The 24,223-nt window shown below is 52.7% G+C and carries 21 protein-coding genes; 13 read left to right on the top strand and 8 right to left on the bottom strand.

What is annotated here, in order from left to right; translation table 11 throughout:
* Positions 1 to 588: 588 nt before the first annotated feature.
* Positions 589 to 1,848 (bottom strand): phosphoglycerate kinase, encoded by a 1,260-nt coding sequence (locus B4W65_RS02290; RefSeq protein WP_088653472.1) that lies wholly within the window; start codon positions 1,846 to 1,848, stop codon positions 589 to 591.
* A gap of 98 nt (positions 1,849 to 1,946) precedes the next feature.
* On the opposite strand from B4W65_RS02290, the gene rnr reads away from it, so the two are divergent.
* From rnr to metA, 3 genes are all read left to right on the top strand, one after another.
* Positions 1,947 to 4,127 carry a ribonuclease R gene (rnr, locus tag B4W65_RS02285; protein ID WP_088653471.1) on the top strand — a complete coding sequence of 727 codons (2,181 nt, stop codon included), beginning with the start codon at positions 1,947 to 1,949 and terminating at the stop codon, positions 4,125 to 4,127.
* A gap of 118 nt (positions 4,128 to 4,245) precedes the next feature.
* The gene (locus B4W65_RS02280) at positions 4,246 to 4,854 is read left to right on the top strand and encodes a TetR/AcrR family transcriptional regulator (RefSeq protein ID WP_088653470.1); all 609 of its coding nucleotides are present in this window, start codon (positions 4,246 to 4,248) and stop codon (positions 4,852 to 4,854) included.
* A gap of 12 nt (positions 4,855 to 4,866) precedes the next feature.
* The gene (metA, locus tag B4W65_RS02275) at positions 4,867 to 5,784 is read left to right on the top strand and encodes a homoserine O-acetyltransferase MetA (protein WP_088653469.1); all 918 of its coding nucleotides are present in this window, start codon (positions 4,867 to 4,869) and stop codon (positions 5,782 to 5,784) included.
* Between the two features lie 60 nt (positions 5,785 to 5,844).
* Here metA and B4W65_RS02270 read toward each other — a convergent pair whose 3' ends face one another.
* The gene (locus B4W65_RS02270; protein ID WP_088653468.1) at positions 5,845 to 6,735 is read right to left on the bottom strand and encodes a hypothetical protein; all 891 of its coding nucleotides are present in this window, start codon (positions 6,733 to 6,735) and stop codon (positions 5,845 to 5,847) included.
* A 178-nt stretch (positions 6,736 to 6,913) separates the two neighbouring features.
* Between B4W65_RS02270 and B4W65_RS02265 the strand changes: the two genes are divergently transcribed.
* The 3 genes from B4W65_RS02265 to B4W65_RS02255 are packed head-to-tail and all read left to right on the top strand — an operon-like array spanning position 6,914 to position 10,390.
* On the top strand, positions 6,914 to 8,731 hold the full coding sequence (locus B4W65_RS02265; RefSeq protein ID WP_088653467.1) for an Ig-like domain-containing protein: 1,818 nt from the start codon (positions 6,914 to 6,916) through the stop codon (positions 8,729 to 8,731).
* Positions 8,728 to 9,564, top strand: a complete 837-nt coding sequence (locus B4W65_RS02260) for a DUF3108 domain-containing protein (protein WP_088653466.1) — start codon at positions 8,728 to 8,730, stop codon at positions 9,562 to 9,564. Before B4W65_RS02265 ends, B4W65_RS02260 begins: the two co-directional genes overlap by 4 nt.
* Before the next feature lie 16 nt (positions 9,565 to 9,580).
* A complete protein-coding gene (locus B4W65_RS02255) occupies positions 9,581 to 10,390 on the top strand; it encodes a CHAD domain-containing protein (RefSeq protein ID WP_088653465.1) in 810 nt (269 codons plus the stop codon).
* Here the strand turns inward: B4W65_RS02255 and B4W65_RS02250 are convergent.
* Positions 10,387 to 11,481: a glycosyltransferase gene (locus B4W65_RS02250; RefSeq protein ID WP_088653464.1), complete on the bottom strand. Its 1,095-nt coding sequence runs from the start codon at positions 11,479 to 11,481 to the stop codon at positions 10,387 to 10,389. The two genes, B4W65_RS02255 and B4W65_RS02250, sit on opposite strands and share 4 nt — an antisense overlap.
* 50 nt (positions 11,482 to 11,531) lie before the next feature.
* Positions 11,532 to 12,311 carry a radical SAM protein gene (locus B4W65_RS02245; RefSeq protein WP_088653463.1) on the bottom strand — a complete coding sequence of 260 codons (780 nt, stop codon included), beginning with the start codon at positions 12,309 to 12,311 and terminating at the stop codon, positions 11,532 to 11,534.
* A gap of 65 nt (positions 12,312 to 12,376) precedes the next feature.
* Here B4W65_RS02245 and B4W65_RS02240 point away from each other — a divergent pair, with 65 nt between their 5' ends.
* From B4W65_RS02240 to B4W65_RS02210, 7 genes are all read left to right on the top strand, one after another.
* Positions 12,377 to 13,495, top strand: coding sequence for a DNA polymerase III subunit (locus B4W65_RS02240; RefSeq protein ID WP_088653462.1), 1,119 nt, complete (start codon positions 12,377 to 12,379; stop codon positions 13,493 to 13,495).
* A 74-nt stretch (positions 13,496 to 13,569) separates the two neighbouring features.
* Positions 13,570 to 14,835 carry a PSP1 domain-containing protein gene (locus tag B4W65_RS02235; RefSeq protein ID WP_088653461.1) on the top strand — a complete coding sequence of 422 codons (1,266 nt, stop codon included), beginning with the start codon at positions 13,570 to 13,572 and terminating at the stop codon, positions 14,833 to 14,835.
* Positions 14,816 to 15,289 (top strand): gliding motility lipoprotein GldH, encoded by a 474-nt coding sequence (locus B4W65_RS02230; protein WP_088653460.1) that lies wholly within the window; start codon positions 14,816 to 14,818, stop codon positions 15,287 to 15,289. The genes B4W65_RS02235 and B4W65_RS02230 overlap by 20 nt, the downstream gene beginning before the upstream one ends.
* Before the next feature lie 8 nt (positions 15,290 to 15,297).
* On the top strand, positions 15,298 to 16,080 hold the full coding sequence (gene trmB, locus B4W65_RS02225) for a tRNA (guanosine(46)-N7)-methyltransferase TrmB (protein WP_240509452.1): 783 nt from the start codon (positions 15,298 to 15,300) through the stop codon (positions 16,078 to 16,080).
* Complete coding sequence (locus B4W65_RS02220) at positions 16,046 to 16,414, top strand: MGMT family protein (RefSeq protein WP_088653458.1); 369 nt, start codon at positions 16,046 to 16,048, stop codon at positions 16,412 to 16,414. The genes trmB and B4W65_RS02220 overlap by 35 nt, the downstream gene beginning before the upstream one ends.
* A 63-nt stretch (positions 16,415 to 16,477) precedes the next feature.
* Positions 16,478 to 17,587 carry an Mrp/NBP35 family ATP-binding protein gene (locus B4W65_RS02215; RefSeq protein ID WP_088653457.1) on the top strand — a complete coding sequence of 370 codons (1,110 nt, stop codon included), beginning with the start codon at positions 16,478 to 16,480 and terminating at the stop codon, positions 17,585 to 17,587.
* 235 nt (positions 17,588 to 17,822) lie between these two features.
* Positions 17,823 to 18,059, top strand: a complete 237-nt coding sequence (locus B4W65_RS02210; RefSeq protein ID WP_088653456.1) for a NifU family protein — start codon at positions 17,823 to 17,825, stop codon at positions 18,057 to 18,059.
* Positions 18,060 to 18,078: 19 nt separating this feature from the next.
* Here the strand turns inward: B4W65_RS02210 and B4W65_RS02205 are convergent, their stop codons facing one another.
* From B4W65_RS02205 to porW, 4 genes are read right to left on the bottom strand one after another with little or no spacing between them, the layout of a single operon-like run.
* On the bottom strand, positions 18,079 to 19,293 hold the full coding sequence (locus B4W65_RS02205; protein WP_088653455.1) for an alanine dehydrogenase: 1,215 nt from the start codon (positions 19,291 to 19,293) through the stop codon (positions 18,079 to 18,081).
* 44 nt (positions 19,294 to 19,337) lie between these two features.
* Positions 19,338 to 19,748, bottom strand: a complete 411-nt coding sequence (tsaE, locus tag B4W65_RS02200) for a tRNA (adenosine(37)-N6)-threonylcarbamoyltransferase complex ATPase subunit type 1 TsaE (protein ID WP_088653454.1) — start codon at positions 19,746 to 19,748, stop codon at positions 19,338 to 19,340.
* Between the two features lie 25 nt (positions 19,749 to 19,773).
* Entirely contained in the window at positions 19,774 to 21,333 is a 1,560-nt protein-coding gene (gene porX, locus B4W65_RS02195) for a T9SS response regulator signal transducer PorX (protein WP_088653453.1), read from the bottom strand.
* Between the two features lie 46 nt (positions 21,334 to 21,379).
* Complete coding sequence (gene porW / locus B4W65_RS02190) at positions 21,380 to 24,184, bottom strand: type IX secretion system periplasmic lipoprotein PorW/SprE (protein WP_088653452.1); 2,805 nt, start codon at positions 24,182 to 24,184, stop codon at positions 21,380 to 21,382.
* Positions 24,185 to 24,223 lie beyond the last annotated feature (39 nt).

Here is a 24,223-nt window from a genome sequence, read left to right as displayed (position 1 = left end):
ACTTACGGTTCCTTCACTAAAAGCACGGAACTCGCCTTCGGCTCAGACAGCCGTGCTTGTGGCGTTACGGATCCTAGTTCATTACGAAATTTCCTGAAGGCCCCAGGAATACACCACTTCCCTTCCAGAGTCTGGCTTGATGCAGCTGTTCGGCGCTGCTGCCTGTTTCCTGTTCGCTTCAGGCACTCCGCTACAAGCATCGAAACTCACCTTCGGTTCAGACAGCGATGCTTGTTACGCTGCGTTTCTTCGCTCACTTACGGAAACATTCAGAGGCTTGAACAGCTGCATCTGCGCTCTGACGAGTAGCTTTTTGAAGACAGCTGTCTTGCACCACTTCCCTTCCAGAGGCTGGCTTGATGCAGCTGTTCGGCGCTGCTGCCTGTTTCCTGTTCACGTCAGTTTCTTCGCTCACTTACGGAAACATTCAGAGGCTTGAGCAGCTGCATCTGCGCGGAGACGAGTAGTTTTTTGAAGACAGCTGTTCTACACCACTTCCCTTCCGGAGGGAGGGAGTGTGGGTACAGAAAAAGGGCTGCGCCCGGTGGGGTGCAGCCCTTTTAAAGGTGTTGTTTGTTGCCTTGCCGCTTAGCTGCGGATGGCTTTGATGCCGGGGAGCTCCTTGCCTTCGAGGTACTCGAGGAGGGCACCTCCTGCAGTGGAGATGTAGCTTACGCCATCTGCTTTTTTAAATTTGTTGATGCAGGCTACTGAGTCGCCACCACCGATGAGGGAGAAGGCGCCTTTTGAGGTGGCGGTTACAATGGCTTCGGCAACGGCTTCAGAGCCGGCTGCGAACTTGTCCATTTCGAAAACGCCAACGGGACCGTTCCAAAGGATGGTGGCGGAGTTTTCGATAACGTCTTTGAATTCTTTGATGGCATCGGGACCGGCATCCAGACCGAGCCAGCCTTCGGGAATGTCGTTGGCGGGGCAAATCTGGGTGTTGGCATCGTTGCTGAATTTGTCGCCGGCTACGACGTCGCTGCCGATGATGAGCTTAACGCCTTTGGCCTTGGCTTTTTCTTCGAGCTGCTTGGCCAGTTCGAGGTAATCGTCCTCGACCAGTGAGCTGCCGATTTTGCCGCCGCGGGCTTTCAGGAAGGTGAAAGTCATACCGCCACCCAAAATCAGGTTGTCCACTTTGTCGAGCATGTTCTCGATGATGGTGATTTTGGAGCTTACCTTGGCACCACCCATAATGGCGGTGAAGGGACGTTTGGGTTCTTTTACTACTTTATCGAGACTGCTGACTTCGCTTTCGATGAGGAAGCCGAACATTTTGCTGTCCTGACTGAAGTAGTCGGCAATGATCGCGGTGGAGGCGTGGGCGCGGTGAGCGGTGCCAAAGGCGTCGTTCACATACACGTCGGCCAGGTTGGCGAGTTCCTGTGAAAAGGCTTTCTGCTTTTCTTTCATCTCGGCCTTGGCGGCTTTCTTTTCTTCGTCGCTGGCGTCGTCGGCCAATTTGGGTTTGCCTTCTTCCTCGAGGTAGAAGCGGAGGTTCTCCAGCAGGAGGACTTGTCCGGCCTTCAGGGCGTCGGCCTTGGCTTTTACTTCGGCGCCTACGCAGTCGCCTGCGAAAATGACTTCGGTGCCGATGGTCTTGGCCAGGTGGGCTTGAATGTGCTGCAGCGAGAAGTCGGGGTTCTTTTTGCCCTTGGGACGACCCAGGTGCGACATGATGATGGCGGAACCACCGTCTTTCAGAATTTTCTGAATGGTAGGCATGGCGGCACGGATGCGGGTGTCGTCGGTAATTTCAAATTTGTCGTTGAGCGGAACGTTGAAGTCCACCCGTACAATGGCTTTTTTGCCGGCAAAATTGTAGGCTTCGATTTTAGACATATAACTTTAGTTTATAGGATTTTATTTTAGAGCTGTAAAGATACGAATTTTATTTTGTTATCTTTGGTAGGATGCCGTGGGCATTTTAAACAGAAATTATGCAAAAAAAGAAAGATGGAAAACGACCCAAGCGGTCGGAATTGAAGAGTATGATTCAGGATGTTTTTTACAACAATCCTAAGAAGACATATAATTACAAACAGTTGGCTGCTTTGCTCAATGTGGAGAAGAAAAGTGGGCGTCAGATGGTGGAGGTTTTGCTGTTCGAGTTGATGGAGAGCGGCTTTTTGTCTGAGGTGTCGGCCGGGCGCTTCAAGTTGTTGTCGCGCGGCATGCAACTGGTGGGCAAGGTAGATATGACGGCCTCCGGGGCGGCTTATATTGTGCCCGAAGACGGCGGGGAAGATGTGTTTGTGGCGCAGGCCAATTTGAACACGGCCCTCCACGGCGATGTGGTGAAAATTTTGCAGTTTGCGCGCAAGCGCCGCAGGCAGATGGAAGGGGAGGTGATTGAAATCATCAAGCGCAAGCGCGAGCTCTTTGTGGGCACGCTGGAGGTGAGCCAGAATTTCGCTTTTCTGGTGGCCGATTCGCGGGTGATCAATAAGGATATTTTTATACCCAAGGATAAGCTCAAAGGAGCGGTAAACGGTCAAAAGGCGGTGGCTAAGATTGTGGAATGGCCGGCTAAGTCCAAAAATCCTGTGGGCGAGATTGTTGACATCCTGGGGGATGCCGGACAGAACAACACGGAGATGCACGCTATTTTGGCAGAGTTTAATCTGCCTTATACCTATCCGGACGAGGTGGTGGCTGCTGCGGAGAAGATTCCGGACGAGATTCCTGCCGAGGAAATCGCGCGCAGGCGCGATTTCAGGGGGGTAACGACCTTTACCATCGACCCTGCCGATGCCAAGGACTTTGACGATGCCTTGTCCATTCAGAAGGTGGGCGAGGATTTGTGGGAGGTGGGTGTACACATTGCGGATGTGACGCACTATGTGCAGCCCGATTCCATTATTGAGGAGGAGGCTTATGAAAGGGCGACTTCGGTGTACCTGGTCGACCGGGTGGTACCGATGTTGCCGGAGCGCTTGAGTAACTTTTTATGCTCCTTGCGACCCAATGAGGACAAGCTGTGCTTTTCGGTGGTGCTGACCCTTACGGGGCAGGGCGAGCTGAAGGATTCGTGGGTGGGGCGGACCGTGATTCATTCGGACCGGCGCTACAGTTACGAGGAGGCGCAGGAGGTGCTCGAGAGTGGAGAAGGCGATTTGGCAGAGGAGTTGTTGCTCATGAACGCGATGGCCAAGGCTTTACGGGAAAAACGTTTTAAGCGCGGAGCCATCAGTTTTGAGCGCATTGAAGTAAAGTTTAATTTGGACGATGCCGGAAATCCGCTGGGTGTGATTTTTAAGGAATCGAAGGACGCCAATAAGCTGATTGAGGAGTTTATGCTCCTGGCCAATAAGCGGGTGGCCGAGTTAATCGGGCAAAACGAGCTGGAAAAGAATAAGAAGGCTGCGGCCAAGACTTTTATTTACCGTATTCACGATGAGCCGGATCCGGATAAGTACGAGACGTTCAGCAATTTTGTCCGTCGCTTTGGCCTGGAAGCCACCCCGCAGGGCAAGGAGCGCCTGAGTCAGGCCCTCAACCGCCTGCTCAAGTCTGTTCAGGGCAAGGCCGAGCAGAACATCATCGAGACGCTGGCGGTGCGTACCATGGCCAAGGCCATTTATTCCACCCACAACATTGGGCATTATGGTCTGGCCTTTCCCTTTTATTCGCACTTTACATCGCCCATTCGTCGCTACCCCGATATGATGGTGCATCGTTTGTTGCAGCGCTATTTGGACGGGGGCAAGTCGGCAGACTCGGATGAGTACGAGGAAAAGTGCGACCACAGTTCAGAGATGGAGCAGCGGGCGGCGGATGCCGAGCGGGCTTCAACGAAATATAAGCAGGTGGAATTTCTGAAGGCCCACGAGGGTGAAGTATTCGAAGGGGTGATCTCGGGCGTTAGTCAGTGGGGCCTGTATGTGGAGTTGGTGGAGAATAAGTGTGAGGGTATGATTCCTATGCGTGAGCTGGACGACGACTTTTACCAGTTTGATGAGGACAATTACTGTCTGATTGGTCGCCGCAGTCGCCGTCGTTTTCAGCTGGGCGATGCGCTCAACATACAGGTGGTACGCGCCAACCTGGAGAAAAGGCAGCTCGATTTCAGACTGGCCGGAGAGGCGGGCGACGACTGGATGAAGTCCGGGTCCGAGTAAGCGGGCCGCATTTTTTTACTTTTCCTATTGGTGAGGTGTGGTATTTTGGGGGCTTCTGTAGGGAGGCTCTCCAAAACATTTTCTATTTTTGTATGTTCTACCCATTAAAATAGCAATTATGAGTCTGGAAAATACCGCACTTACTCCTTCCCAGGATGCCAACCGGAATGCCATTCTGGATGCGTCGCGTGAGCTGTTTGCTCGTTTCGGTTATAAAAAAACGACGATGGAAGACATCGCCATGGCCTTGCGCAAGGGGAAGAGCTCTTTGTACTACTATTTTAAGAACAAGGAGGAGATTTTTCAGGCGGTGATTGAGCTGGAGTCGGAGTTGTTGTACAGCAGACTGAAGGAGCTGGTGGCCGGAAACAGTGCCGCACCCGATAAGTTGCGTGCCTATGTGAAGGTGCGCATGGAGACCATTGGTCAGTTGGAGAACTACCAAAAGGTGTTGAAGGAAGACCTTTATGGCGGCTACGAGTTTTTGGGGTCCTTTAAGCAGAGTGGCGATACCCTGGAGGAGAATTTATTGAAGACCATTCTGGATGAAGGGGTATCTTCGGGGGTGTTTCATGTGAAAAACACCCGTGTGGGTGCCATTGGTATTGTAACGGCTTTGCGTGGACTGGAAATTCCTTTGTTTCGTGGCAGTGCTTCGACGGAGGATTTTGAAGCGCAGCTCGACAATATTCTAAACATCCTGTTCTACGGAGTAATGAAGCGTTAATCTGAATGCACCATGCCGGTTAATATTCCCGATTCGCTCCCGGCCAAGGCCTTGCTGGAAGCGGAAAATGTTTTTGTTATGGGGGAGAGTCGTGCGGTGGCGCAGGACATTCGTCCCTTGCGGATTTTGATTCTGAATTTGATGCCGCTTAAAATTGTAACGGAGTCGCACCTCTTGCGTGTGCTCTCGAACAGTCCCCTGCAGGTAGAAGTGGAGTTGCTGATGACTTCGGGCCACACTCATCGCAATACGCCGCAGGAGCACCTGCTGGCTTTTTACAGGCAGTTTGATGAGGTGCGTCACCGGTATTTCGATGGTATGATTATTACGGGAGCTCCGGTGGAGTTGCTCGATTTTGAGGAGGTGACTTACTGGAAGGAGTTGCAGGAGATTATGGACTGGAGCAAGGAGCATGTGACTTCAACATTTCATATTTGTTGGGGGGCTCAGGCGGGCTTATACCACCATTTTGGTCTGAAAAAATACGAGCTGGGCAAGAAGTTGTTTGGGGTGTATGAGCACGAGGTGCTTTTGCGTACAGAACCTTTGCTTCGGGGCTTCGACGATGTATTTACTGCGCCCCACTCGCGTTACACCGAGGTGCGGGAAGCCGATATTGAAGCCTGTAAAGGAGTAGTGCTCCTGACGCGTTCTGCCGAGGCGGGGCCTTATATCGTGATTTCGGAGGACCGGCGTCAGATTTTTGTGACGGGGCATCCGGAGTACGAGGCCAATACGCTGGGCGAAGAATACTGGCGGGATGTGAATAAGGGGATGGAGATGGCGGTGCCCGATTACTACTATCCCGACAACAATCCGGAGAAGGCTCCCAGGGTGACCTGGCGCAGTCACGCCCACCTCTTGTATTCGAACTGGCTCAATTATTACGTTTATCAATCTACGCCCTACAAACTGGGCGAGCTGGAATAAAAAAAGCAGGCGGGTGCCTGCTTTTTGTCTTTTAGTGCCTGCTGTTGCGAAGGTGCTTGTTCAACGCAGCTTAAAGCGCAGGCTTTTCAGGTGAAATCCATCGGCAAAGACGTCGGCGATGTATTCTCCGCTGAGCAGTTCCCCGGCATCGGCCTCGTAAAAAATGCATACGTCTGTTTCTTCGCCTCCATATTCTATGCTGCGCATGGCCGAGTAGTTGATGTCGGCGTCTTCGTGACGAAACTTGTCGTCCAGGGAGTGCAGCAGCAGCTGTCCGTCGGGTCGCTCAATGCGCAGGTAAAAGTCCTTCATACCCACCGGTGCCGTTACATTTTTAAGTACGGTAAAGCAGACCCTGATTTTGGCAATGCGGTTGCTGCGGTCGGTCTTTCGGCCCGAAGGGTTGAGCCCTTCGGCCATTAGGTTGGTCACATCGAGCCTGCTGGCTATGGTGACTTTTTCTTCGAGGGTGGTTTTGACTTCTTCCAACTCGCGGAAAGAACTTTGTATCTGGGTGTAGCGACGGCGGTGTTCCAGGTTCTCCTGGGTTAATACCTGGTTGCGTTGGTTGAGGGAGTCGATTTGTACAATGTAGGTGCGCAATACGCCCCGAAGGGTGGTCAGTTCTTTCTGAAACTCTCTCATCCGGGCCGTATTGGTGGCTTTAAGGGTCTTGAGTTCCTCTACCAACTGGGCTATGCGTTCCCTTTCCATCTCCAGCATAAGGTTGAGCGTATCGTTATCGCTGTGCAGGGAGTCGTAATTGAAAACCAGATTCTGGTATTCTTCGGTAAGGATGGTTTTTTCTTCGTTCAGGTTTTCTACTATGGTGTTCATTTCGCGGTTCTGCATGTAAAACAGAACGCTGATGGCAATCAGTACAAGGGCAATGATGCCGATGATCAGGTAGAGGCGTTTGTTGTTGCCCGGGTGCTTACTCGTTGTTTCCATCGCAGTTAAGTTATGGTTTGCAGGGCAAAAATAGGTTTTTTTGCATTAAGGGCAAGCCGCGGTATGATTTATGAAAGGCTGTGGGATGGGCTTGGGCCATAAAACGAAGAAAGTTTATAACTTTGTACTACCGGCGCTTAGCTTTTTTTTGGGCAGGGCGGTATTAAAAATATTTTGCATGAGAATAGTTGTTAAGGTGCTTGCTGTCTTGCTGTTGTTGTTGTACTGGTCGGCCTGTGCCAGCACGGGTTACCCTACGGGGGGACCAAAGGATGAGGACCCGCCGGTTATGGTGAAATCTTCGCCACCGGCCAATGCCCTGAACTTTTTGGGTGACCAGATCAGGATAGAATTTGATGAGAACATTCAGCTGACCGATGTTTTTCAAAAACTGATGGTTTCACCGCCGGTGAACACCCAGCCTTCGGCTACCGCCAGAGGAAATGTTTTGCTGGTTCAGTTCGACGAGGAGCTGCAGCAGAACGCTACCTATACCCTCGATTTTGCAGATGCCGTTCGCGACAACAACGAAGGCAATATCCTGGAGAATTTCACTTTTTCCTTTTCAACGGGCGAATACATCGACAGTCTGGCCATTTCGGGGCACTTGTTTGAAGCGGCCGATTTGGCTCCGGTGTCGGAGGCGCTGGTTATGGTATATGCCGATGCGGCCGACAGCCTTTTTCGCAGCAGAGTGCCCCTGCGGGTAACAAGGACTTCCTCCAACGGATTTTTTTCCATTCAAAATCTGGCTCCGGGTAGTTATAAGGTTTACGGCTTGGAAGATTCGGATCGAAATTTTCGTTACGATCAGCCGGGAGAACGCATTGCGTTTTTGTCGGACCTGGTGGTTCCCTCTGTGGGCTTTCACGAGCGCCTGGATTCGATAAGTGCCGACTCGGTGGCTGTGGTGCGCGAGCAGGCTTTTTTGCCGGATAGTTTGCAGTTGTTTATGTTTCAGGAGGACAATGCTCCGCAGTACCTGGTCGATTATAAGCGGGATGAACGGCATAAGCTTGATTTTATCTTCAACAGGCCCCTGGAGGGGCGTCTTGAGGTGGAGGTGCCCGATTACAGTGGAACTGCCCCCTGGGTTTTTGAGCGGAGTTTGCAGAACGACAGCATTACGCTTTGGCTGAGTGATTCTACCCTGATTCGGGGCGATTCCCTTTTTCTGGCCCTCAGTTATCCGGTTCGGGACTCCTTGCAAGAAGTGGTGTTGGAACGCGATACCGTGAATGCTTATTTCTTTGATCGCAGTCCCGCCGAAGAAGAGGGCCGCAGCAGACGCAACCGCAAGGAGGAGGAAGCGCCGGTGGTGGTGCCCGATTTGAAGTTGGATGGACTCAAAAACAGTTTGGAAATCACGGAGACCTTGGCCTTTTCTTTTGCTGCGCCTTTGGAAGCGGTGAGAGAGGAAGGCTTGTGTTTGTTTGAGGTGGTCGACAGTGTGCCCCAGCTGCTGGCTATGACTTTGCAGGGCGATAGTGTGCGCTTGCGACGCTTTACCGTAGATTTTGAGCGTAGGGCGGGCGCATCTTATGTGCTGGAGGTGGACAGTGCAGCTTTTATCAGTATTTACGGTGTGGCCAACAAGCCGCTCAAGCACAGTTTTTCGGTGAAGAGCGAAGACAGTTACGGCATTATGTATTTCGATTTTGAGAAACCGGGCGCGCATTGGTTGTTGCAGGTTCTTGACCGCAAGGAGCAGGTGCTGCGCCAGGCCGCTGTTCCCGCCAATGGTAAAATGGGTTTTCGTTATCTGAAACCCGGGGATTACCTTCTTCGGATTGTGGAGGATGTTAACGGCAATGGACGCTGGGATACGGGGCAACTGGATGTGGGGCTGCAGCCGGAGCGACTTATTTATTATCCCGAAACGGTGTCGATTAGGGCCAACTGGGACCATATGGTGCCCTGGGATCCTGCCGATTTTGATATTTATGGTTTTGTGGAGCGGATGCGCAAGTCCTCCACGGGCAATAGGCAAAGATGAGAAAGGTTAATGCTTATACAAAACGGGTACTGTTGATTTTGGCCGCGCTGTGGGCCTTATCTTCGGCTTCGGCTCAGCAGCCCTGCAAGGTCACCGAAAATACTGTTTTTCAGTCGGGCGAAAGGGTACGTTACCAGGCGGTGTACAACTGGGGTTTTATTTGGTTGAATGCGGGCTTGGTTACTTTTTCGGTGGATGCCACAAAATGGCAGGACCAGGAGGCCCTGCATCTGAAGAGTGTGGGCGTCAGCTTGAAAAGCTACGATCGCCTTTTTACGGTGAGGGACACTTTTGAGACCTGGGTACATCCGCGCACACTGGAGCCTTTTGAATTTCGCCGGGTAACCAACGAGGGCTCCTATAAGTCGTACCATCATTATCTTTTCAACAGTAAAGATCGTCAAATTCGCTCGTCAATAAGTCGTGAAGGGGGACCGGTGGAAAGGGGGCTGATGGACTGGCCGGCGTGTTCCTACGATTTGGTGAGTATGGTCTATCAAGCCCGCAATATCGACTTTTCGCCTTACAACAAGGGAGATAAGATCCCCATAACTTTGATTGTTGACGGGGAAATTCATAATTTGTACATTCGTTATTTGGGTAAGGAGGTGGCGGAGTTGAGAGATGGCCGACGCTTTTCTTGTCTGAAGTTTTCTCCCTTGCTGGTGAAGGGAACCATTTTTGAGGCCGGGGAGGATATGACGGTATGGGTGACCGACGATGCCAATCGGGTGCCCATAATTGTGGAGGCCAAGATATTGATCGGATCGGTAAAGGCCATGTTTATTGAGGCCGAGGGTTTGCGACACCCTGTGAAGGCGCAACTTCCTTAGTTGAGTTGGAAACATTATGAGACGAGATCAGGTATTGCAGCTGGGTATTGGTTTGTACCGCGATTTTTTGGAGAACTATGAGCTTGCGGTGGGGACCGACGAGGCCGAATACATCCATCGCTTTAGGGTGGCGGTTAAAAAGCTGCGTGCGCTTGCGTTTTATTTGACGGCAAACAGGCCTGACGATGCGGTGTTGGTAGAGAGTGGACAGTTGACGGCTTTTATTCAACCCGTATACAAGAGCTCCGGTAAGGTGCGTAATTTACAGGTGCTGTTGGATGTGTTGGGTGGCTTTATTTGGCCGGGACCAGAGGGTTTTCGTCAGCATATATACGAGCAGCTGCACCAGCGAAAGCTGGTGTTTTTGCAGCAGGCCCAATTGGAGGCCCTGCTGTCGCCCAAGGCCTGGTTTGCAGAGCTCGATACTTTGCTCCGCGCGCATCCCGAAACCCTAGAAACAAGTGTTGAGCAAGTGGCCGGGGAATTGGCCGGGGGGGCTTTCTCCTTGCTGCAGACCTCAGGGCCCGGAGAGGAATGGCATGAGGCGCGCAGCTGTTTTAAAAAGGCTGCTCATTTGTTGTTGATGGCCGGGGAGCTGGGATTGGCTTCACCCGGGCAACACCGTTTAATGCCGTTTCGGGAGGCCGAGCAATTGTTGGGTACCTGGCACGACCTTTATATGCTGGGGCGTTTTATGGAGAAGTACCTGGCGCTTGCGGGGGTTCGGGAAAAGGGCTGGGCACAACTGGAGGCGGAATACCTGGAACAATGCCGGCAAACAGAACTTGCGGTTCAGGAGCTGGTCAACCGTTTTTCGCACGCTTAGTTTTCAGCCACCAGGTAGTCGAGGGCCGGTTCCAGCAGGTTTTTAATGGGCTGGGGACTGGCCGTTTCTTTGGGCGATATTTGGGCCAGGTCCTCGGGAGACCATTTTTCCAGGTTTTTTTGACTGATGCAGTGGTGCTGTTGCGATAAGTGGCGGGCCAGGTAGTTTTGTTCGCCCTGTCCCGGCGTGGGTATCAGCAGTGCGCTCTTTTGTAAAAAGTGCAGATCCATAATGGTGCTGTAGCCTGATCGGGCAATGATCAGTCGACTGTTTTTAAGAAAGGGGCTCAGGGCTTTGTCGCCCAAATGAGGCACCCGGGTCAGGGCGCCCTGCTTTTCGCTTGGCTTTTGGTCCACCAACTCCGGTTGTCCACTCAGCAGGAGACTCTTTAGTCCACCAGCTGCCAATTTTTGCTGCAGGATTTTGTCGAGCTGACTCCTTTGGGGCTCGGGGCCCGAGAGCAGGGCTACGCAATCGTAGCGCAGAGGCGGGGTGCTTTGTTCTTTTTGGTACATAAAGCGGGAAAGGGGGCCTATGAAACGGGCATTTGGGGGCAGCGAATAGCGCTGGGTTAAATCACCGGTGAGCGATGCGGTTCCCGGGTAATCTGGGATCCAGCATTCGCTAAAGGGGCGAATCAGCTTCAAAATGAGGCGATGGGCCAGTGGTTCGGCCCAGCGCAGGAGCAGGGGCAGCTTAACCATGAGCTGGTGGGTCAGGATAACACTCTTAATCTCCGGATGACGGGCACCGTAGCGGTTGTCCGACACAATGGCCAACGGCCGGTGTTTGGCTGCCAGGTTTTGGATGATCTTCTTTTCTTTCCGCAGCCAAAACAACCAACGGGGAATTTGAAGGAGCAGCCTTAGCGGCAGCAGCGGTCCGGGTGCGTAACATATCCGTGGACCCGGAAAAGCTTCGAATTCGGCTTGGGGCAAAGCCTGCTTTATCAGACTTTGCAGGGGTTCTTCGGTGGCCACAACAATGCGGTAGCCGGCGCGGCTCAGAAAATGCATCAGGGGCAGGTCGCGCGTGGCGTGCCCCAGGCCCCAATGGAGGGGGCAAAATAAAATGCAGGGTGGGTTTTCCATTTTCAGGTGTTTAAGGTTTTGTTTTGGGTTAAAAAAAAATTAAGCAGTGCTTAGGTGGAGACCTGGGTTTTGATGCCGAGCGCCTTCACCCGGTCGGCTATGGCATGCAGGGTTGAACTGTCGGCTTTTTCAAGGGTAGAAATGGGGGTGTCGCGGGCAATGGTGTAAATCATGACCTCACGTGGGGCTATTTGTTGCAAAAGCTGCAGCCAGGCCTGCACCTCTTCTTCCGTGGTATTGTTGATGCTTTGTCCCTGGTAGTGACCTTTTAAAAAGAGGGTTTGGATGGTTACCCGGCCTTTGAATTTTTGCAGTTGGGTTACGGTGTCGGTTAGACTAAAGCGGCCCTGGGGCTGGTCCAGCAGCTGCACGGTATGCTCCAGGGCAGAGTCCAGTTTCTGTATGTTGTCGTCAACTTTCAGCAGGGCCTCAAAAACGGCGGACTGGTGCAGACGGGTGGCGTTCGAGAGGACGGCGATACGGGCCTGGGGGCAGTAGCGTCCACGCAGTTCGATGGTGTCGTCAATGATGGCTGCAAAGTCGGGATGCAGCGTAGGCTCCCCGTTTCCGGCAAAGGTCAGTACATCGGGGAGTTTGCCGTCCCGCTGCATCTCTTGCAATTGTTTTTCGAGTTGGGTGGCTACCTGCTTGCGTGAGGGCAGTTTCGGACTGGGCGAATCCTTTCCCGGATTGAGTCCGCATTCGCAGTATATGCAGTTGAAAGAGCAGAGTTTACGGTCTTTGGGCAGCAGGTTGATGCCGAGTGAAACACCCAGTCGACGACTGGCAACGGGACCAAAAATGATTTCTCCAAACAGAAAGGTGGACATGCCTGTTTTTGGGGCAAAGTTAAAAGGATTTATTTATCTTTGACAGAATAAAAAACCGAGAGGGCATGCTTTTCAGTGAAATTGCTGGTCAGACAACCATAAAAGAACATTTGCTGCGTACCGTACGGGAAGACAGGGTGGGTCATGCCCAGCTTTTTTCCGGAGGAGAAGGTTCGGGTGCACTTTTGCTGGCTTTGGCCTATGCCCAATACCTGAATTGCACCCAGCCCGGCGAGCACGATGCCTGCGGCCGTTGTCCCTCTTGCTTGAAGGCTGCAAAGCTGGTACATCCCGATATCCATTTCGTATTTCCTGTAGTAAAGTCCACCGGCAAAGCCGTTAGCGACGATCGCATTAAAGAGTGGCGGGAGATGGTGCTGACGCATAAATATTTTGGGGCCGGCGACTGGTTTGCAAAAATTGGAGACGGCCGAAAGTCCGGGATGATTTATGCCGATGAGAGTCCCGAAATACTGCGTAAGCTTTCGATGAAAAATTTTGAGGGCCGCTACAAGGTAATGATCATTTGGCTGCCCGAACGCATGAACCTGACCGGGGCCAATAAGTTGTTGAAGATTTTGGAAGAGCCTCCGGAGGCAACGGTTTTTTTGCTGGTTTCAGAAGCCGCTCAGACCCTCTTGCCTACCATCTTGTCGCGTACCCAGCAATTGCGCATTCCCGGCATAGCTGCCGATGCACTTACGGCGGCTTTGTTGAAAGAGACGGGCTGCGACGAGGGCAGCGCCCGCGTAGCAGCGCGCTTGTCGCGTGGTTCTTATGTGCAGGCTCTGAAACATCTGGAAGCTGCAAACAACTCTTCGGTCTTTTTTGAGGCCTTTGCCCTTTTGATGCGCTCGACCTATTCGCGTAAGATTTTCGACATTATGTCCTGGGTGGAACAAACAGCGCCCTTGTCGCGTGACGAACTGAAAGCTTTTATCGACTATGCCACCGGGATGTTGCGGGAGAGTTATTTGTATAACTTTAAGCAGCCCGAATTGGTTTACCTGACGCCTGCAGAAGAGGATTTTGTTCGTCGTTTTTCGCCCTTTATTACCGAAAACAATGTAGAGCGAATGGCGGCGGCTTTGCAAGAGGCTTATGCCCATATTGAACAAAACGGGAATGCGCGCATTGTACTGTTCGATACGGCCATTAAAATTGTGCCGATGTTTGCAGCCTGATGATGCCAAACCCTTCCCCGGCGGGGAAGCAGACAATATAAACCGCCCCTTTCAAGGGCACTAATACAAAGTAGATGGAACAAGATATAGCTACGCCCACGCACAGCAGTAAGTGCGATTCCTGTGGCGACCGTTGCGGTAAACTGGAGGTTTTTGACTGGCTCAGTGATTTGCCCGACCAAAGTGACGGCAACGACATTGTGGAGATACAGTTTAAAAACACCCGTAAAGGCTTTTACCGGAATACCAGTCAGACCAAATTAAGCAAGGGCGATGTAGTGGCTGTGGAGGCCTCTCCGGGTCACGACATTGGCATTGTTACCCTTACCGGGGAGCTGGTCTTGCTGCAGATGAAAAAGAACAACGTTTCGCCTTCGTCTTATGAATTTAAGCGCGTATACCGCAAGGCCAAGCCGCTCGATCTGGAGAAGTGGGAGGAGGCCAAAGGCTTGGAGCATGAAACCATGCTGGAGTCGCGTCGCATAGCCTGGGATCTGGGATTAAATATGAAGATTGGCGATGTGGAGTACCAGGGGGATCGCACCAAGGCCATCTTTTATTACATTGCCGATGAGCGGGTCGATTTCAGGGCCTTGATCAAAGTTTTGGCCGAGCGCTTTAAGGTGCGCATTGAAATGCGTCAGATAGGGGCGCGTCAGGAGGCCGGACGAATAGGTGGTATTGGTCCCTGTGGCCGTGAGTTGTGCTGTTCTACCTGGATGACCAATTTTAAGTCGGTCACCACCAATGCGGCGCGTTACCAGGAAATATCGCTGAACCCGCAAAAGTTGGCGGGACAGTGTGGCAAGTTGAAATGCTGTCTCAATTATGAGCTGGATGCTTACCTCGATGCTCAAAAAGATTTCCCGAATACAGCCATTCCTTTGGAAACGGAAGATGGTACCTGGTACCACTTTAAGACCGATGTTTTTAAGCGCTTGATGTGGTATTCGGCCGGAAGAGAGAATGCCGGGAATATTGTTACCCTCACGGTGGATCAGGTGAAGGAGGTACAGGCCCAAAACAAGAAGGGGCAGCGGGTGAAAAAGCTCGATGATCAGACAGCTGTGCTGGCCGTGCCTAAGGAAAATGGTTATGAAAATGTGATCGGGGAAGAGAGCATTACCCGTTTCGACGATAAGAATAAAAAGAGCAACCGGAAGAAGCGTAAAAACCGGAAACCCGCTAATCGACCACAAAATCAGAACGAAGCCAACAAACCAGAGGTACAGGAGGAGCGCAAGTCCACCCCCGGGAGACAGGGCAACGCACGGCGCCGGGGTCCCGGCAGGGGCGGCGAACGACGCAGAAGGGAGGACAATGGACCTAAGACGGAATAGTTGGTTTTTGCTTTTGCTGCCTTTGTTTTGGGCAGCCTGCTCACAGGGGGAGCTTGTTCGGGAGGAACAGCACTTTGGAGCGGGGGGCTGGCACCGGGACCAGCCCGCTGTATTTGAGGTGGAGGTGCAGGATACCACACACTTGTTGGACATCGGACTGACGCTGACGCACGGGGAGGACTATCCTTACAGTAATTTGTGGGTTTTTGTTGATGTGGAGCCGGAGAACGGTCCCGCCCTGCGCGATACGCTGGAGTTTTTTCTGTCCGAAACTTCGGGCGAATGGCTGGGCCGGCAGCGGGGTGACCGGGTGGAGGTCTCCGCCTACTACCAGCACGGGGTACGTTTGGCCCGCCCCGGAACCTACCGCTTTAGTTTTCAGCAGGGTATGCGTCGTGAGCTTTTGCCGGAGATGTTTCAAATCGAATTTTGGGTAACAACGATCAATGAATAGGATTTAAAGTGTCGAAGAAAAATAAGTTACAGCGTTTTGCCGAGATGGAGGCCTTCCCTCATGTAATTCAGGCCGATTTTGAGGAGGTGTTTCAGAAGGATTATCGACTGAAGGGGCGGTGGGCCAAGGATTTTTTTGGTAACGATAAACCGTTGGTGCTTGAGCTGGGTTGCGGCAAGGGTGAGTATACTGTGGGATTGGCCCGTCAGTTTCCAGATAAGAATTTCATCGGGATCGATATTAAGGGCGCACGGATGCATAAAGGGGCGGAACAAGCCCTGAAGGAAGGCCTGAAAAACGCCGCCTTTGTTCGAACGCGCATCGAGTTGATTGCTTCTTTTTTTGGAAAGGGGGAGGTGGATGAGCTCTGGCTGACTTTTCCCGATCCACAAATGAACAAGACACGAAAGCGCCTGACATCCTGTCGTTTTCTGCAACTTTATGCCGGATTTCTGAAGCCGGGTGGACTGCTGCACCTGAAAACGGACAGCCGCTTTTTGTACTCCTATACCCGGGAAGTGGCCCGGCACAATAAGCTGACCATTGTGAACGATTACGACGATTTGTACCACAGTGGACTAGAGGATGAGATACTGGGCATTCGTACCTATTATGAGGAGCGATTTATGGCCCACAATCTGCCCATAAAATATTTCAGTTTTTTGCTCGACCACCCCGCTGGACTTCAAGAGCCCGAGGTAGACATTCCGCGCGACAGTTACCACAATGCCGGTCGCAGTGTAAAATTGTACGAGAATGACCAGGAAGCCCCCGCCGACCTCCGCGAATGAGGACAGTCCCTTTTTTGAGCAGGTTTATGACTTGGTACGGCTGATTCCCTATGGCCGGGTGACCAGCTATGGGGCGCTGGCTGCGGCCCTGGGCTCGCCCGGCGCAGCACGGATGGTAGGTTGGGCCCTAAACAAATGTCATACTGTTCACCCTCCTGTACCTGCCCATCGGGTGGTGAACCGCAAAGGCCTGCTCAGTGGAAAGCACTTTTTTCCGGGCGAGGGGATGATGCGCGATCTCCTGATGTCTGAGGGCGTTCGGGTGGAAGACGATAGGATTTGTGACTTTGCCGACTGTTTTTGGGATCCTTCAACAGCTTTGGACCAATTGTAAAAGTGGTACAAATATTTTTTTTACCTTTGTGCTTATCTTTATGAAGTTTAAATAAATACAATCATGAGTTTTTATCCCCAATTGGTGCTGGATGCGCTCAAGCATGTGGTACATCCCGGGAAGGGAAAAGATATTGTTAGTCTGGGTATGGTGGAGGACGACATCCGTATCGACGGGAAGCGCATCAGCTTTTCTTTGTTGTTCGACCGTGCCAACGATCCCATGGTTACTCCGGTTAAAAAAGCCTGTGTGCAGGCTATAGAGACTTACATCGGGGATGGGGTGGAGATCCGCGGAAACATTTTTGTTAAAGTGAAACCCCGGGAGGTGAAGAAAGAAACGCCTTTGTTGGAGGGTGTAAAAAATATCGTTGCCATTGCCTCCGGAAAAGGCGGGGTAGGCAAATCGACTGTTAGCAGCAACCTGGCGGTTGCTTTGGCGCAGCAGGGTTACCGGGTGGGCTTATTGGATACCGATGTTTATGGTCCTTCGGTACCCAAGATGTTTGCCACCGAAGATGCGCGTCCCTATCTGGAGAAAGTGGACGGCAAAGACATGATTTTGCCGGTGGAAAAATACGGGGTGAAATTGCTGAGCATCGGTTATTTTGTGAGTCCCGAAGACGCTGTGGTTTGGCGTGGCGCTATGGCTACCAACGCTTTGAAACAGTTGATTACGGATGCACTTTGGGGGGAGCTGGATTATTTGCTGCTCGATTTGCCTCCGGGTACCAGCGACATTCACCTGACTTTGGTGCAGACCCTGGCGCTGACTGGTGCTGTGGTAGTGAGTACGCCGCAGGATGTGGCCCTGGCCGATGCCCGCAAGGGAATCAGCATGTTTCAGGGCGAACAGATTGCGGTGCCGGTCCTGGGTTTGGTAGAAAATATGGCTTGGTTTACACCCGCAGAGTTGCCGGAGAACAAATATTTCATTTTTGGTGAAGGAGGTTGCAAGCGTCTGGCAGAGCAGCTGAATGTGCCTTTGTTGGGACAAATTCCTATTGTGCAGAGCATTCGTGAAGGTGGTGATGCCGGAACGCCTTCGGCCTTGCAGGAAGATAGTGTAACGGGGCAGGCGTTTAAGGCTCTGGCCGAGGCTGTGGTGGAAGCGGTAGAGAAGCGGAATAGGGAGTTGCCGGAGACTAAGGTGGTGCAAATCACCCGAAAATAATTTAAGCGCAGAGGACGCCAAGAGCTGCGTTACGCTTGCCGGAAAAATGCTCATGTACACAAGTTACACTCCGCTTTTTCCGGCGTCGCAAGCCTTGCTCTTGACGACCTCTCCACATAAATTGCTGAAGTGCTTAGTTTTTCAAGCGCATTTTTCTGAGGCGCGGGGCTGCACGTTTCAAAGAAATCAACGGCAGTTTCCGGGGCTCAGACAGAAAATATTAAATACTGGTTGTATGGATAAACAGGAAGTAGTGGGTTTGATTGAGGCCGCTATTGACGAAATCAGACCTTATTTGCAATCGGATGGCGGCGACATTACCATTGTGGAGGTGACCGACGATCTGGTGGTGAAGGTGCGACTTGAGGGGGCTTGTGATGGCTGTCCCATGAGTATGCAAACGCTAAAGAACGGCGTAGAGATGGTGGTGAAAACCCGGGTTCCGTCTGTTCTGGAAGTGGTGGCCGTTTAGTGTTTTTCTTTCTCTTGGTTTAAAAGGCCGCCAGCAGGAGACCTATGTCCTTGAAGGGGAGATTCAGGTGGTTGCCGACGTAACTGTTGGTGAGGATGCCTTTGTAGATGTAGGTGCCGTGACTCACTCCGGTATCTTCTTTAATGAGTTGGTGGATGCCGCCCGAATCGGCCATGTGCAGCAACATGGGGGTAAAGATGTTGCTGAGCGCGATGGAGGCGGTACGCGCCACGCGGGAGGCAATGTTGGGTACCGAATAGTGCACCACGCCTCTTTCGTTGATGTAGGGCTGATCAGAATGAGCGACAGAGGGTTGTTCAAAACAGCCGCCGTTGCCCACACTTAAATCTACGATTACAGAGCCGTGCTTCATTTTGGCGATTTGGTCGGCGGTGATGAAAAAGCCGGGCTCACTGTCGAAATAGCGGAGACTGGCCACCACGGCATCGGCCGATTTCAGGGCCTTGCTGAGTACGCTGGGGTGGAGGATGGAGGTAAAGAGGCGCTGGCCCACATTGCGCTCCAATTCCTTGAGGTTTTGATAGGAGTTGTCGAAGATTTTGACCTGACAACCGAGTCCCAATGCGGCCCTGGTCGCAAATTCTCCTGCGGTTCCTGCACCAATAACGACGACTTCAGCGGGCGTAACGCCCGTTATGCCGCCCAGCAGTACGCCTTTTCCACCGTGCGCCTTGCTGAGATACTCTGAGGCAATGGTAATGGCGGCATAGCCTTCAATTTCGCTCATGCTTCGGACGACCGGATAGCAGCCGGCTTCGTCTTTTAAAAATTCGTAAGCGATGGCGTTGATGCGTTTGTTGAGCAGTGCATTGATGGATTCCCGCTCTTGTCCCGGCATATATAAAAAGGAGAGCAGAAGTTGGTTGGGACTCATCAGCTCCACTTCGGCAGGGGCCGGCGGGGATATTTTCAGGATGATGTCGCTCTGGTAAACTTCGCGCAGGGAGGGAACAATGGTGGCGCCTGCTTCTGAAAAGTCGCGGTCGAAGTAATTGGCGCGTTCGCCTGCGCCTTTTTCTATGAGGACTTTATGGCCGTTGGCCCGCAAGAGTTCAACGCCTTGTGGGGTTAGGGCGATACGATTTTCGGAGGGGAGGGGGTCTTTGGGAATACCGATGCTGAGCGAGCGCTGTCGCCTGCCGGTTTCCAGTGTTTCTTCACGGGGAATCAACTGGGTGCGTCTGATGGCAAAATACGAGGCCCTTCCTTCCATGGTGTTTGTTCTTCAGGGTAATTTTTCCGAAGGTACAAAAAAAATCAGAACCGAATGCTGCGGCGGCCATCGGCCTCTTCTTCCAAATATACATCGATGCGTTCTTCGGGGAGCTGCTCCCCGGCTTTTTCGGGCCATTCGATGAGGCAGATGTTTCCGCTGTAAAAGTATTCGTCGCCACCGATGTCGAACAACTCTTCGGGACTTTTTAGGCGATAGAGGTCGAAGTGGTAAATGCTTTGGCCGCTGCTGCCCAGGTATTCGTTGACCAGGGCAAAGCTGGGACTGTTGACCGGGTCGCTGACGCCAAGTTGGGCGCAGAGGGCTTTGATGAAGGTGGTTTTGCCCACGCCCATTGCACCCCGGAAGGCGGCTACGGGGGTGCTGCGCAGTTGCTCCACCAGAGCAGCTGCAGCAGGGGCCAGGTCGTGGGGACCGGCAGCTGTAAATTCCATTATGTTGTTTTCTTTTGCCGTAAAATTAAGTTCTGGGTTCCAGAATTGCAAAAGGAATCAGCATCTCCTCCATGGAAATGCCCCCGTGTTGGAAGCTATCCTTGTAGTAGCTTACATAGTAGTTGTAATTGTTGGGGTAGGCAAAGAAATCGTTGCCGGTGGCAAAGATGTAGGAGGTGGACACATTGGGCTTTGGCAAAAAGATGCTTTCGGGCTTGCGCACTTCGTAAACCGAGCGGGCGTCGTAGGCCAGGTTTTTCCCTTGTTTGTAGCGCAGGTTGGTGTTGGTGTTGCGGTCGCCCACCACCTTTATGGCATTTTGCACCCTTATGGTGCCGTGGTCGGTGGTTATCACTACTTTAACCTGGTCGTCGGCCAGTCTCCGGAGCAATTCAAAAAGGGGCGAATGCTGGAACCACGAAAGGGTAAGGGAGCGGTAGGAGGATTCGTCGGAGATGAGCTCCCGGATCATTTTCATTTCGGTACGGGCGTGGGAAAGCATATCTACGAAGTTGACTACGACGACCGACAGGTCGTAATCTTTAAGTTGATGGTAGTTGTCGAGCATTTTTCGACCCGATTCGGTGTCGCCGATTTTTTGATAGTGTACCCGGGTATTGCCTTGCCGGATGCGCTCAAAATAGTCGTTAAGCAGCGCTTCCTCGTGTTGGTTTTTACTGCCTTCGTCGTCTTCTTCTACCCATAAGTCGGGTCGGATTTTGCGAATGTTGTCCGGAAGCAGTCCCGAAAAAATGGCGTTGCGGGCGTATTGGGTAGCGGTGGGCAGGATGCTGAAATAGAGCTCGTCTTCCCGAACGGTGAAGAAGGGGGCCAGTTGTTGGCGAATGAGTTGCCACTGGTCGTACCGAAAGTTGTCGATGACTACCATGACTACCGGCTGTTTTTCCTTGAGCAGGGGCAGGATTTTTCGCTTCATGAGGGTGTGCGACATCATGGGGGCCTCGTCGGACTGCAGCCAGTCGGCATAGTTGTCCTTTATGAAGCGAATGAACTGGTTGTTGGCTTCGGTTTTTTGCATCAGGAGGACTTCGTTCATGGGGCTGTCGGCCTGTTGCAGCTCCAATTCCCAGTACACCAGTTGGCGGTAGACCTCATACCACTCTTGGTAGCTGAGGCGATCGTTGATGCGAAGCCCGATTTCAGCAAAAGCCGATTGGTAATCGGTGGTGGTTTTTTGGCTGATAAGGCTTTGGCTGCCCAGAATTTTTTTGATGGAGGACAGTACCTGTTTGGGGTTGACCGGCTTGATGAGGTAGTCGGCTATTTTGCTGCCGATGGCCTGGTCCATGATGTCTTCTTCTTCGCTTTTGGTGACCATGACTACGGGCAGGGAGGGCCTTTTTTCCTTGATGCGCATCAGGGTTTCCAAGCCGCTGAGTCCCGGCATGTTTTCGTCTAAAAAGACCAGACTGTAGGTTTGGTCGCTGAGCAAGCCCAGTGCATCCTTGCCGTTGGTTGCGGTGTCTACCTGAAAGCCTTTTTCGCGAAGAAAAATGAGGTGTGCTTTGAGGTGTTCTATTTCGTCGTCGACCCAAAGGAGCCGGTGCTTTTGTAGATTTTCCATAGTCTTTTTTTACATGCTTCACCGGTAATTGCAAAGATCACGCCAATTAAGGCTGTGGGCTTTGCAGGTTTTCGAAGCGAAGCTCGATGAGGATGCCTCCCCCTCCGCCCAGGTAGTGCTCGGAAAAGAAATCGCGGTAGTTGCCGAAATCCCCGGTGGTTACCAGGGCATTCAGGTTGTTTTTACTGCCCGCCAGCAGTTGCACTTCGGTGGCGCCATCGACTTGCAGGAGTTTGGTGTTGGAACGCAGGGCATAGTAGTAATCCATCGCTTCGCGCTGGTTGTCGAAAGCGCTTATTACAATGAGGGTCTCCCCGGTGGAGGCCCTGCGTTGTTCCACATTGTAGTCGGCCAGCAGGAAGCGCTGGAAGTTGTAATCGGCCAAATTGAACAAGAGGCGATTGAGGTCGGCCCCCTCATCAATGGTAAAGAATACGAATTGTTCTTCTTCCGGCTGGTGCGCGAACAACTCGCCTTCATCCAGTAGGACTTCTTCGCCTTCCTGGTCCCCCCCGACTAGGGCAAGGCTGTCGCGGGAGGCTGCGGAACGAACACTTCGGACGGGGTGTAAGCCCTGTTCGAGCATGGCCAGCCACTTTTCGGCCACTCCTGCTTCTGTGGTTCCGGGGTGCTGGTACAGCAGGGCAGCCAGACTGCTGCGGAAGGCTTCGTTCTGGCCCTGCTTGCCCAACAGTAGGGCTTCGAGCAGGAGGGCCTTGCGTGTGAGTTCCGATTGATCGCTTTCTGCTAAAACCTGGCGACTGAGACGAAGACTTTCTGAAAGCTCGTTTTGTAAATAGGCGGTATAGGCCTTGTGGTATTTTTCCCCGGTTTCCTGTTGCTTTTTGAGGACTTCTGCGGCATGGTCAGGGTTTTGCAGAAAGGGGGCGTATTTGCCGTCGGGGAAACGCTCCAGCAGGGTGGCTTTGAAGGCTGCGGCCCCTGCGGGCTGTTGAGCCGCACTGTAGGCACGGTGCCCCCAGAAGAGGCTCTGTTCGGCCAGTGCATGGTCGGGATACTCCTTTAAGAGGGTCTGAAAAAGGGCGGCGGCCTCTGCCGGTTTGTTGAAGTAGTCGAGCAGCACCATCGCCGCATCAAAGGCGGCCCGCGCATTTTCATCGCGGCGCTCGGCCTTTGCCGCTTCGCTTAAGGGAAGATCGGCCAGCAGGCTTTCTTTGTCCCTCACCTGGCTTTGCGGTCTGCTGCCCTGGGCAGTACCATCCATCTCATCCAGGCCGGGCAGGCGTTCGCCGGGCGCCCCGGGCATGGCCATGGGCTGTTGCTCGGCGGTTTGTTCGTTGCTTTGGGAACTTTTGTCGGAGCGCCGCCAGTTGTCCTCACTGCTTCTTCGGCCCCATCGGCGTTCAAATTCCATTTTACCCAGACTAACGGTGGCCTGGTTGTAAAAATACCATTGGCCCTGAGTGCCTTGCTGTCCCCCATTTGCTCGTAAGGAGTTGGGCATCGTGGCAGAAAAGAAGGGGTCTGGTCCCCTTCGGCCGCCGGTTTCCAGGGCCAGCTGTTTGTTCAGCTCCTGCTGGCGTTCGTGTTCAATGAGGGCTTCGAGATAGCTGTCCAGTTCGGCCTCGGGCAGACTGGCCAGGTAGAGGAGGCTGTCGTTGTGTGCCACGGTTTCGAGGGCCGTGCTGAGGGGTTGGAGACCGGTATGTCTAAAGCGAATCTTGCTGGTTCGGGGATCGTTTTGTGCCAGCAGATTCAGCGTGCTGTCGTAATAGGCATAGGATCGCGGGTAGTCCTGTTGTTCAAAGAAGAGGGCGGCCATTTTAAGCTGGGTCTCACGCAGCAGGTCGCGGTTTCCGTTGTTGTACCCGGCTGAAAGGCGCAGTTGGATGTGGGTGTTTAGGGTGTCGCTCTGCTGCAGGTGGTTTTCGGCCAGGGCAAAGTGAAGGAGATCCCGGTATTCGCGATTTTTGGCTTCGTTGGCCAGGGTGCTGAGTTCATCCTGGATGCTTGCATAGTCGCCACTTGCTGCTGCCCGGTTAAGCAGCTCGTTGACACGGGCGTGGAGACTGGTTTCGTAGTCGGGATTGGAGCGGACTATCTGACGGAAGGTGGCTGCGGCCAGCTGGTGTTGCCCGGTTTGGGCGTAGACCTGGGCCAGAATATAGTTTCGTCGGGTTTTGTCCCATTTGCCACTGGCTTCGGTAGCGGCGGTCTGTAAAAAAGGCAGGGCACTGTTGTAGTTTTGTCTGCGCAAATGAAAATCGGCCCAGGTGGCCATGTATTCGCCATAGAGGCGGGCGGGAGCTGGACTTAAGGCATCGTAGCGGTCGAGCAGAATGCGGGCATTTTCAAAATCGCCCATTTCAATGCGGGTGCGGGCCATCCAGATGAGGGCTTCGAAGCTGGCGGGCTGACCGGGGAAGTCGCGTAAAATGTAGTCGAAGGCGGTAAGGGCATCCTGGTATTCGTGCTTGTACAAATGGGCCTTACCGGTGAGCAGGTAGGCATCGTCAACATAGCGGTTGAACTCGCGTTGCATGTAGAAATCCTGGCGACTGCTGCCCATGGCCGGCTGGCGTTCGGGCTTTACGGTAATGCTTTTTTCGCGGATGAGTTTGAGTCCTTTTTCTATGGCTCGGTCCATTTCCCCGTCTACCGCACCCTGGGCCCCGGTGTAGGGAAAGAGGGGCAGCATACCGGTAAAATCGCCTGCCTGGGTTTGGGTGAGCTGTTGGTACCCACGCAAAAAACTTTGCTGACCGTTAAACAGGATGTTGTAGCGCGCCGTAAGGTTGTTGTAGGAGCGGGACAGCCAGGTGTTTTTCTGGGTAGAACAGGACACCAGCAAGAGCAGGGCGAGTGCTATGGAGAATCTTCTGATAGGCATTTTAAATGACAAGGTTGTAAGTAATAAACAGGCTTTGTG

It is taken from the genome of Geofilum rhodophaeum (assembly GCF_002210225.1).
GTDB lineage: Bacteria > Bacteroidota > Bacteroidia > Bacteroidales > Marinilabiliaceae > Geofilum > Geofilum rhodophaeum.
The sequence above is the reverse complement of the archived record's forward strand: the minus strand, read 5'-3'. Positions and strand labels throughout refer to the sequence as shown.

Bases quoted from the DNA above. Each gene is read 5' to 3' on its own strand.
- B4W65_RS02290 (WP_088653472.1), bottom strand. From the start codon at position 1,848: ATGTCTAAAATCGAAGCCTACAATTTTGCCGGCAAAAAAGCCATTGTA.
- rnr (WP_088653471.1), top strand. From the start codon at position 1,947: ATGCAAAAAAAGAAAGATGGAAAACGACCCAAGCGGTCGGAATTGAAG.
- B4W65_RS02280 (WP_088653470.1), top strand. From the start codon at position 4,246: ATGAGTCTGGAAAATACCGCACTTACTCCTTCCCAGGATGCCAACCGG.
- metA (WP_088653469.1), top strand. From the start codon at position 4,867: ATGCCGGTTAATATTCCCGATTCGCTCCCGGCCAAGGCCTTGCTGGAA.
- B4W65_RS02270 (WP_088653468.1), bottom strand. From the start codon at position 6,735: ATGGAAACAACGAGTAAGCACCCGGGCAACAACAAACGCCTCTACCTG.
- B4W65_RS02265 (WP_088653467.1), top strand. From the start codon at position 6,914: ATGAGAATAGTTGTTAAGGTGCTTGCTGTCTTGCTGTTGTTGTTGTAC.
- B4W65_RS02260 (WP_088653466.1), top strand. From the start codon at position 8,728: ATGAGAAAGGTTAATGCTTATACAAAACGGGTACTGTTGATTTTGGCC.
- B4W65_RS02255 (WP_088653465.1), top strand. From the start codon at position 9,581: ATGAGACGAGATCAGGTATTGCAGCTGGGTATTGGTTTGTACCGCGAT.
- B4W65_RS02250 (WP_088653464.1), bottom strand. From the start codon at position 11,481: ATGGAAAACCCACCCTGCATTTTATTTTGCCCCCTCCATTGGGGCCTG.
- B4W65_RS02245 (WP_088653463.1), bottom strand. From the start codon at position 12,311: ATGTCCACCTTTCTGTTTGGAGAAATCATTTTTGGTCCCGTTGCCAGT.
- B4W65_RS02240 (WP_088653462.1), top strand. From the start codon at position 12,377: ATGCTTTTCAGTGAAATTGCTGGTCAGACAACCATAAAAGAACATTTG.
- B4W65_RS02235 (WP_088653461.1), top strand. From the start codon at position 13,570: ATGGAACAAGATATAGCTACGCCCACGCACAGCAGTAAGTGCGATTCC.
- B4W65_RS02230 (WP_088653460.1), top strand. From the start codon at position 14,816: ATGGACCTAAGACGGAATAGTTGGTTTTTGCTTTTGCTGCCTTTGTTT.
- B4W65_RS02220 (WP_088653458.1), top strand. From the start codon at position 16,046: ATGACCAGGAAGCCCCCGCCGACCTCCGCGAATGAGGACAGTCCCTTT.
- B4W65_RS02215 (WP_088653457.1), top strand. From the start codon at position 16,478: ATGAGTTTTTATCCCCAATTGGTGCTGGATGCGCTCAAGCATGTGGTA.
- B4W65_RS02210 (WP_088653456.1), top strand. From the start codon at position 17,823: ATGGATAAACAGGAAGTAGTGGGTTTGATTGAGGCCGCTATTGACGAA.
- B4W65_RS02205 (WP_088653455.1), bottom strand. From the start codon at position 19,293: ATGGAAGGAAGGGCCTCGTATTTTGCCATCAGACGCACCCAGTTGATT.
- tsaE (WP_088653454.1), bottom strand. From the start codon at position 19,748: ATGGAATTTACAGCTGCCGGTCCCCACGACCTGGCCCCTGCTGCAGCT.
- porX (WP_088653453.1), bottom strand. From the start codon at position 21,333: ATGGAAAATCTACAAAAGCACCGGCTCCTTTGGGTCGACGACGAAATA.
- porW (WP_088653452.1), bottom strand. From the start codon at position 24,184: ATGCCTATCAGAAGATTCTCCATAGCACTCGCCCTGCTCTTGCTGGTG.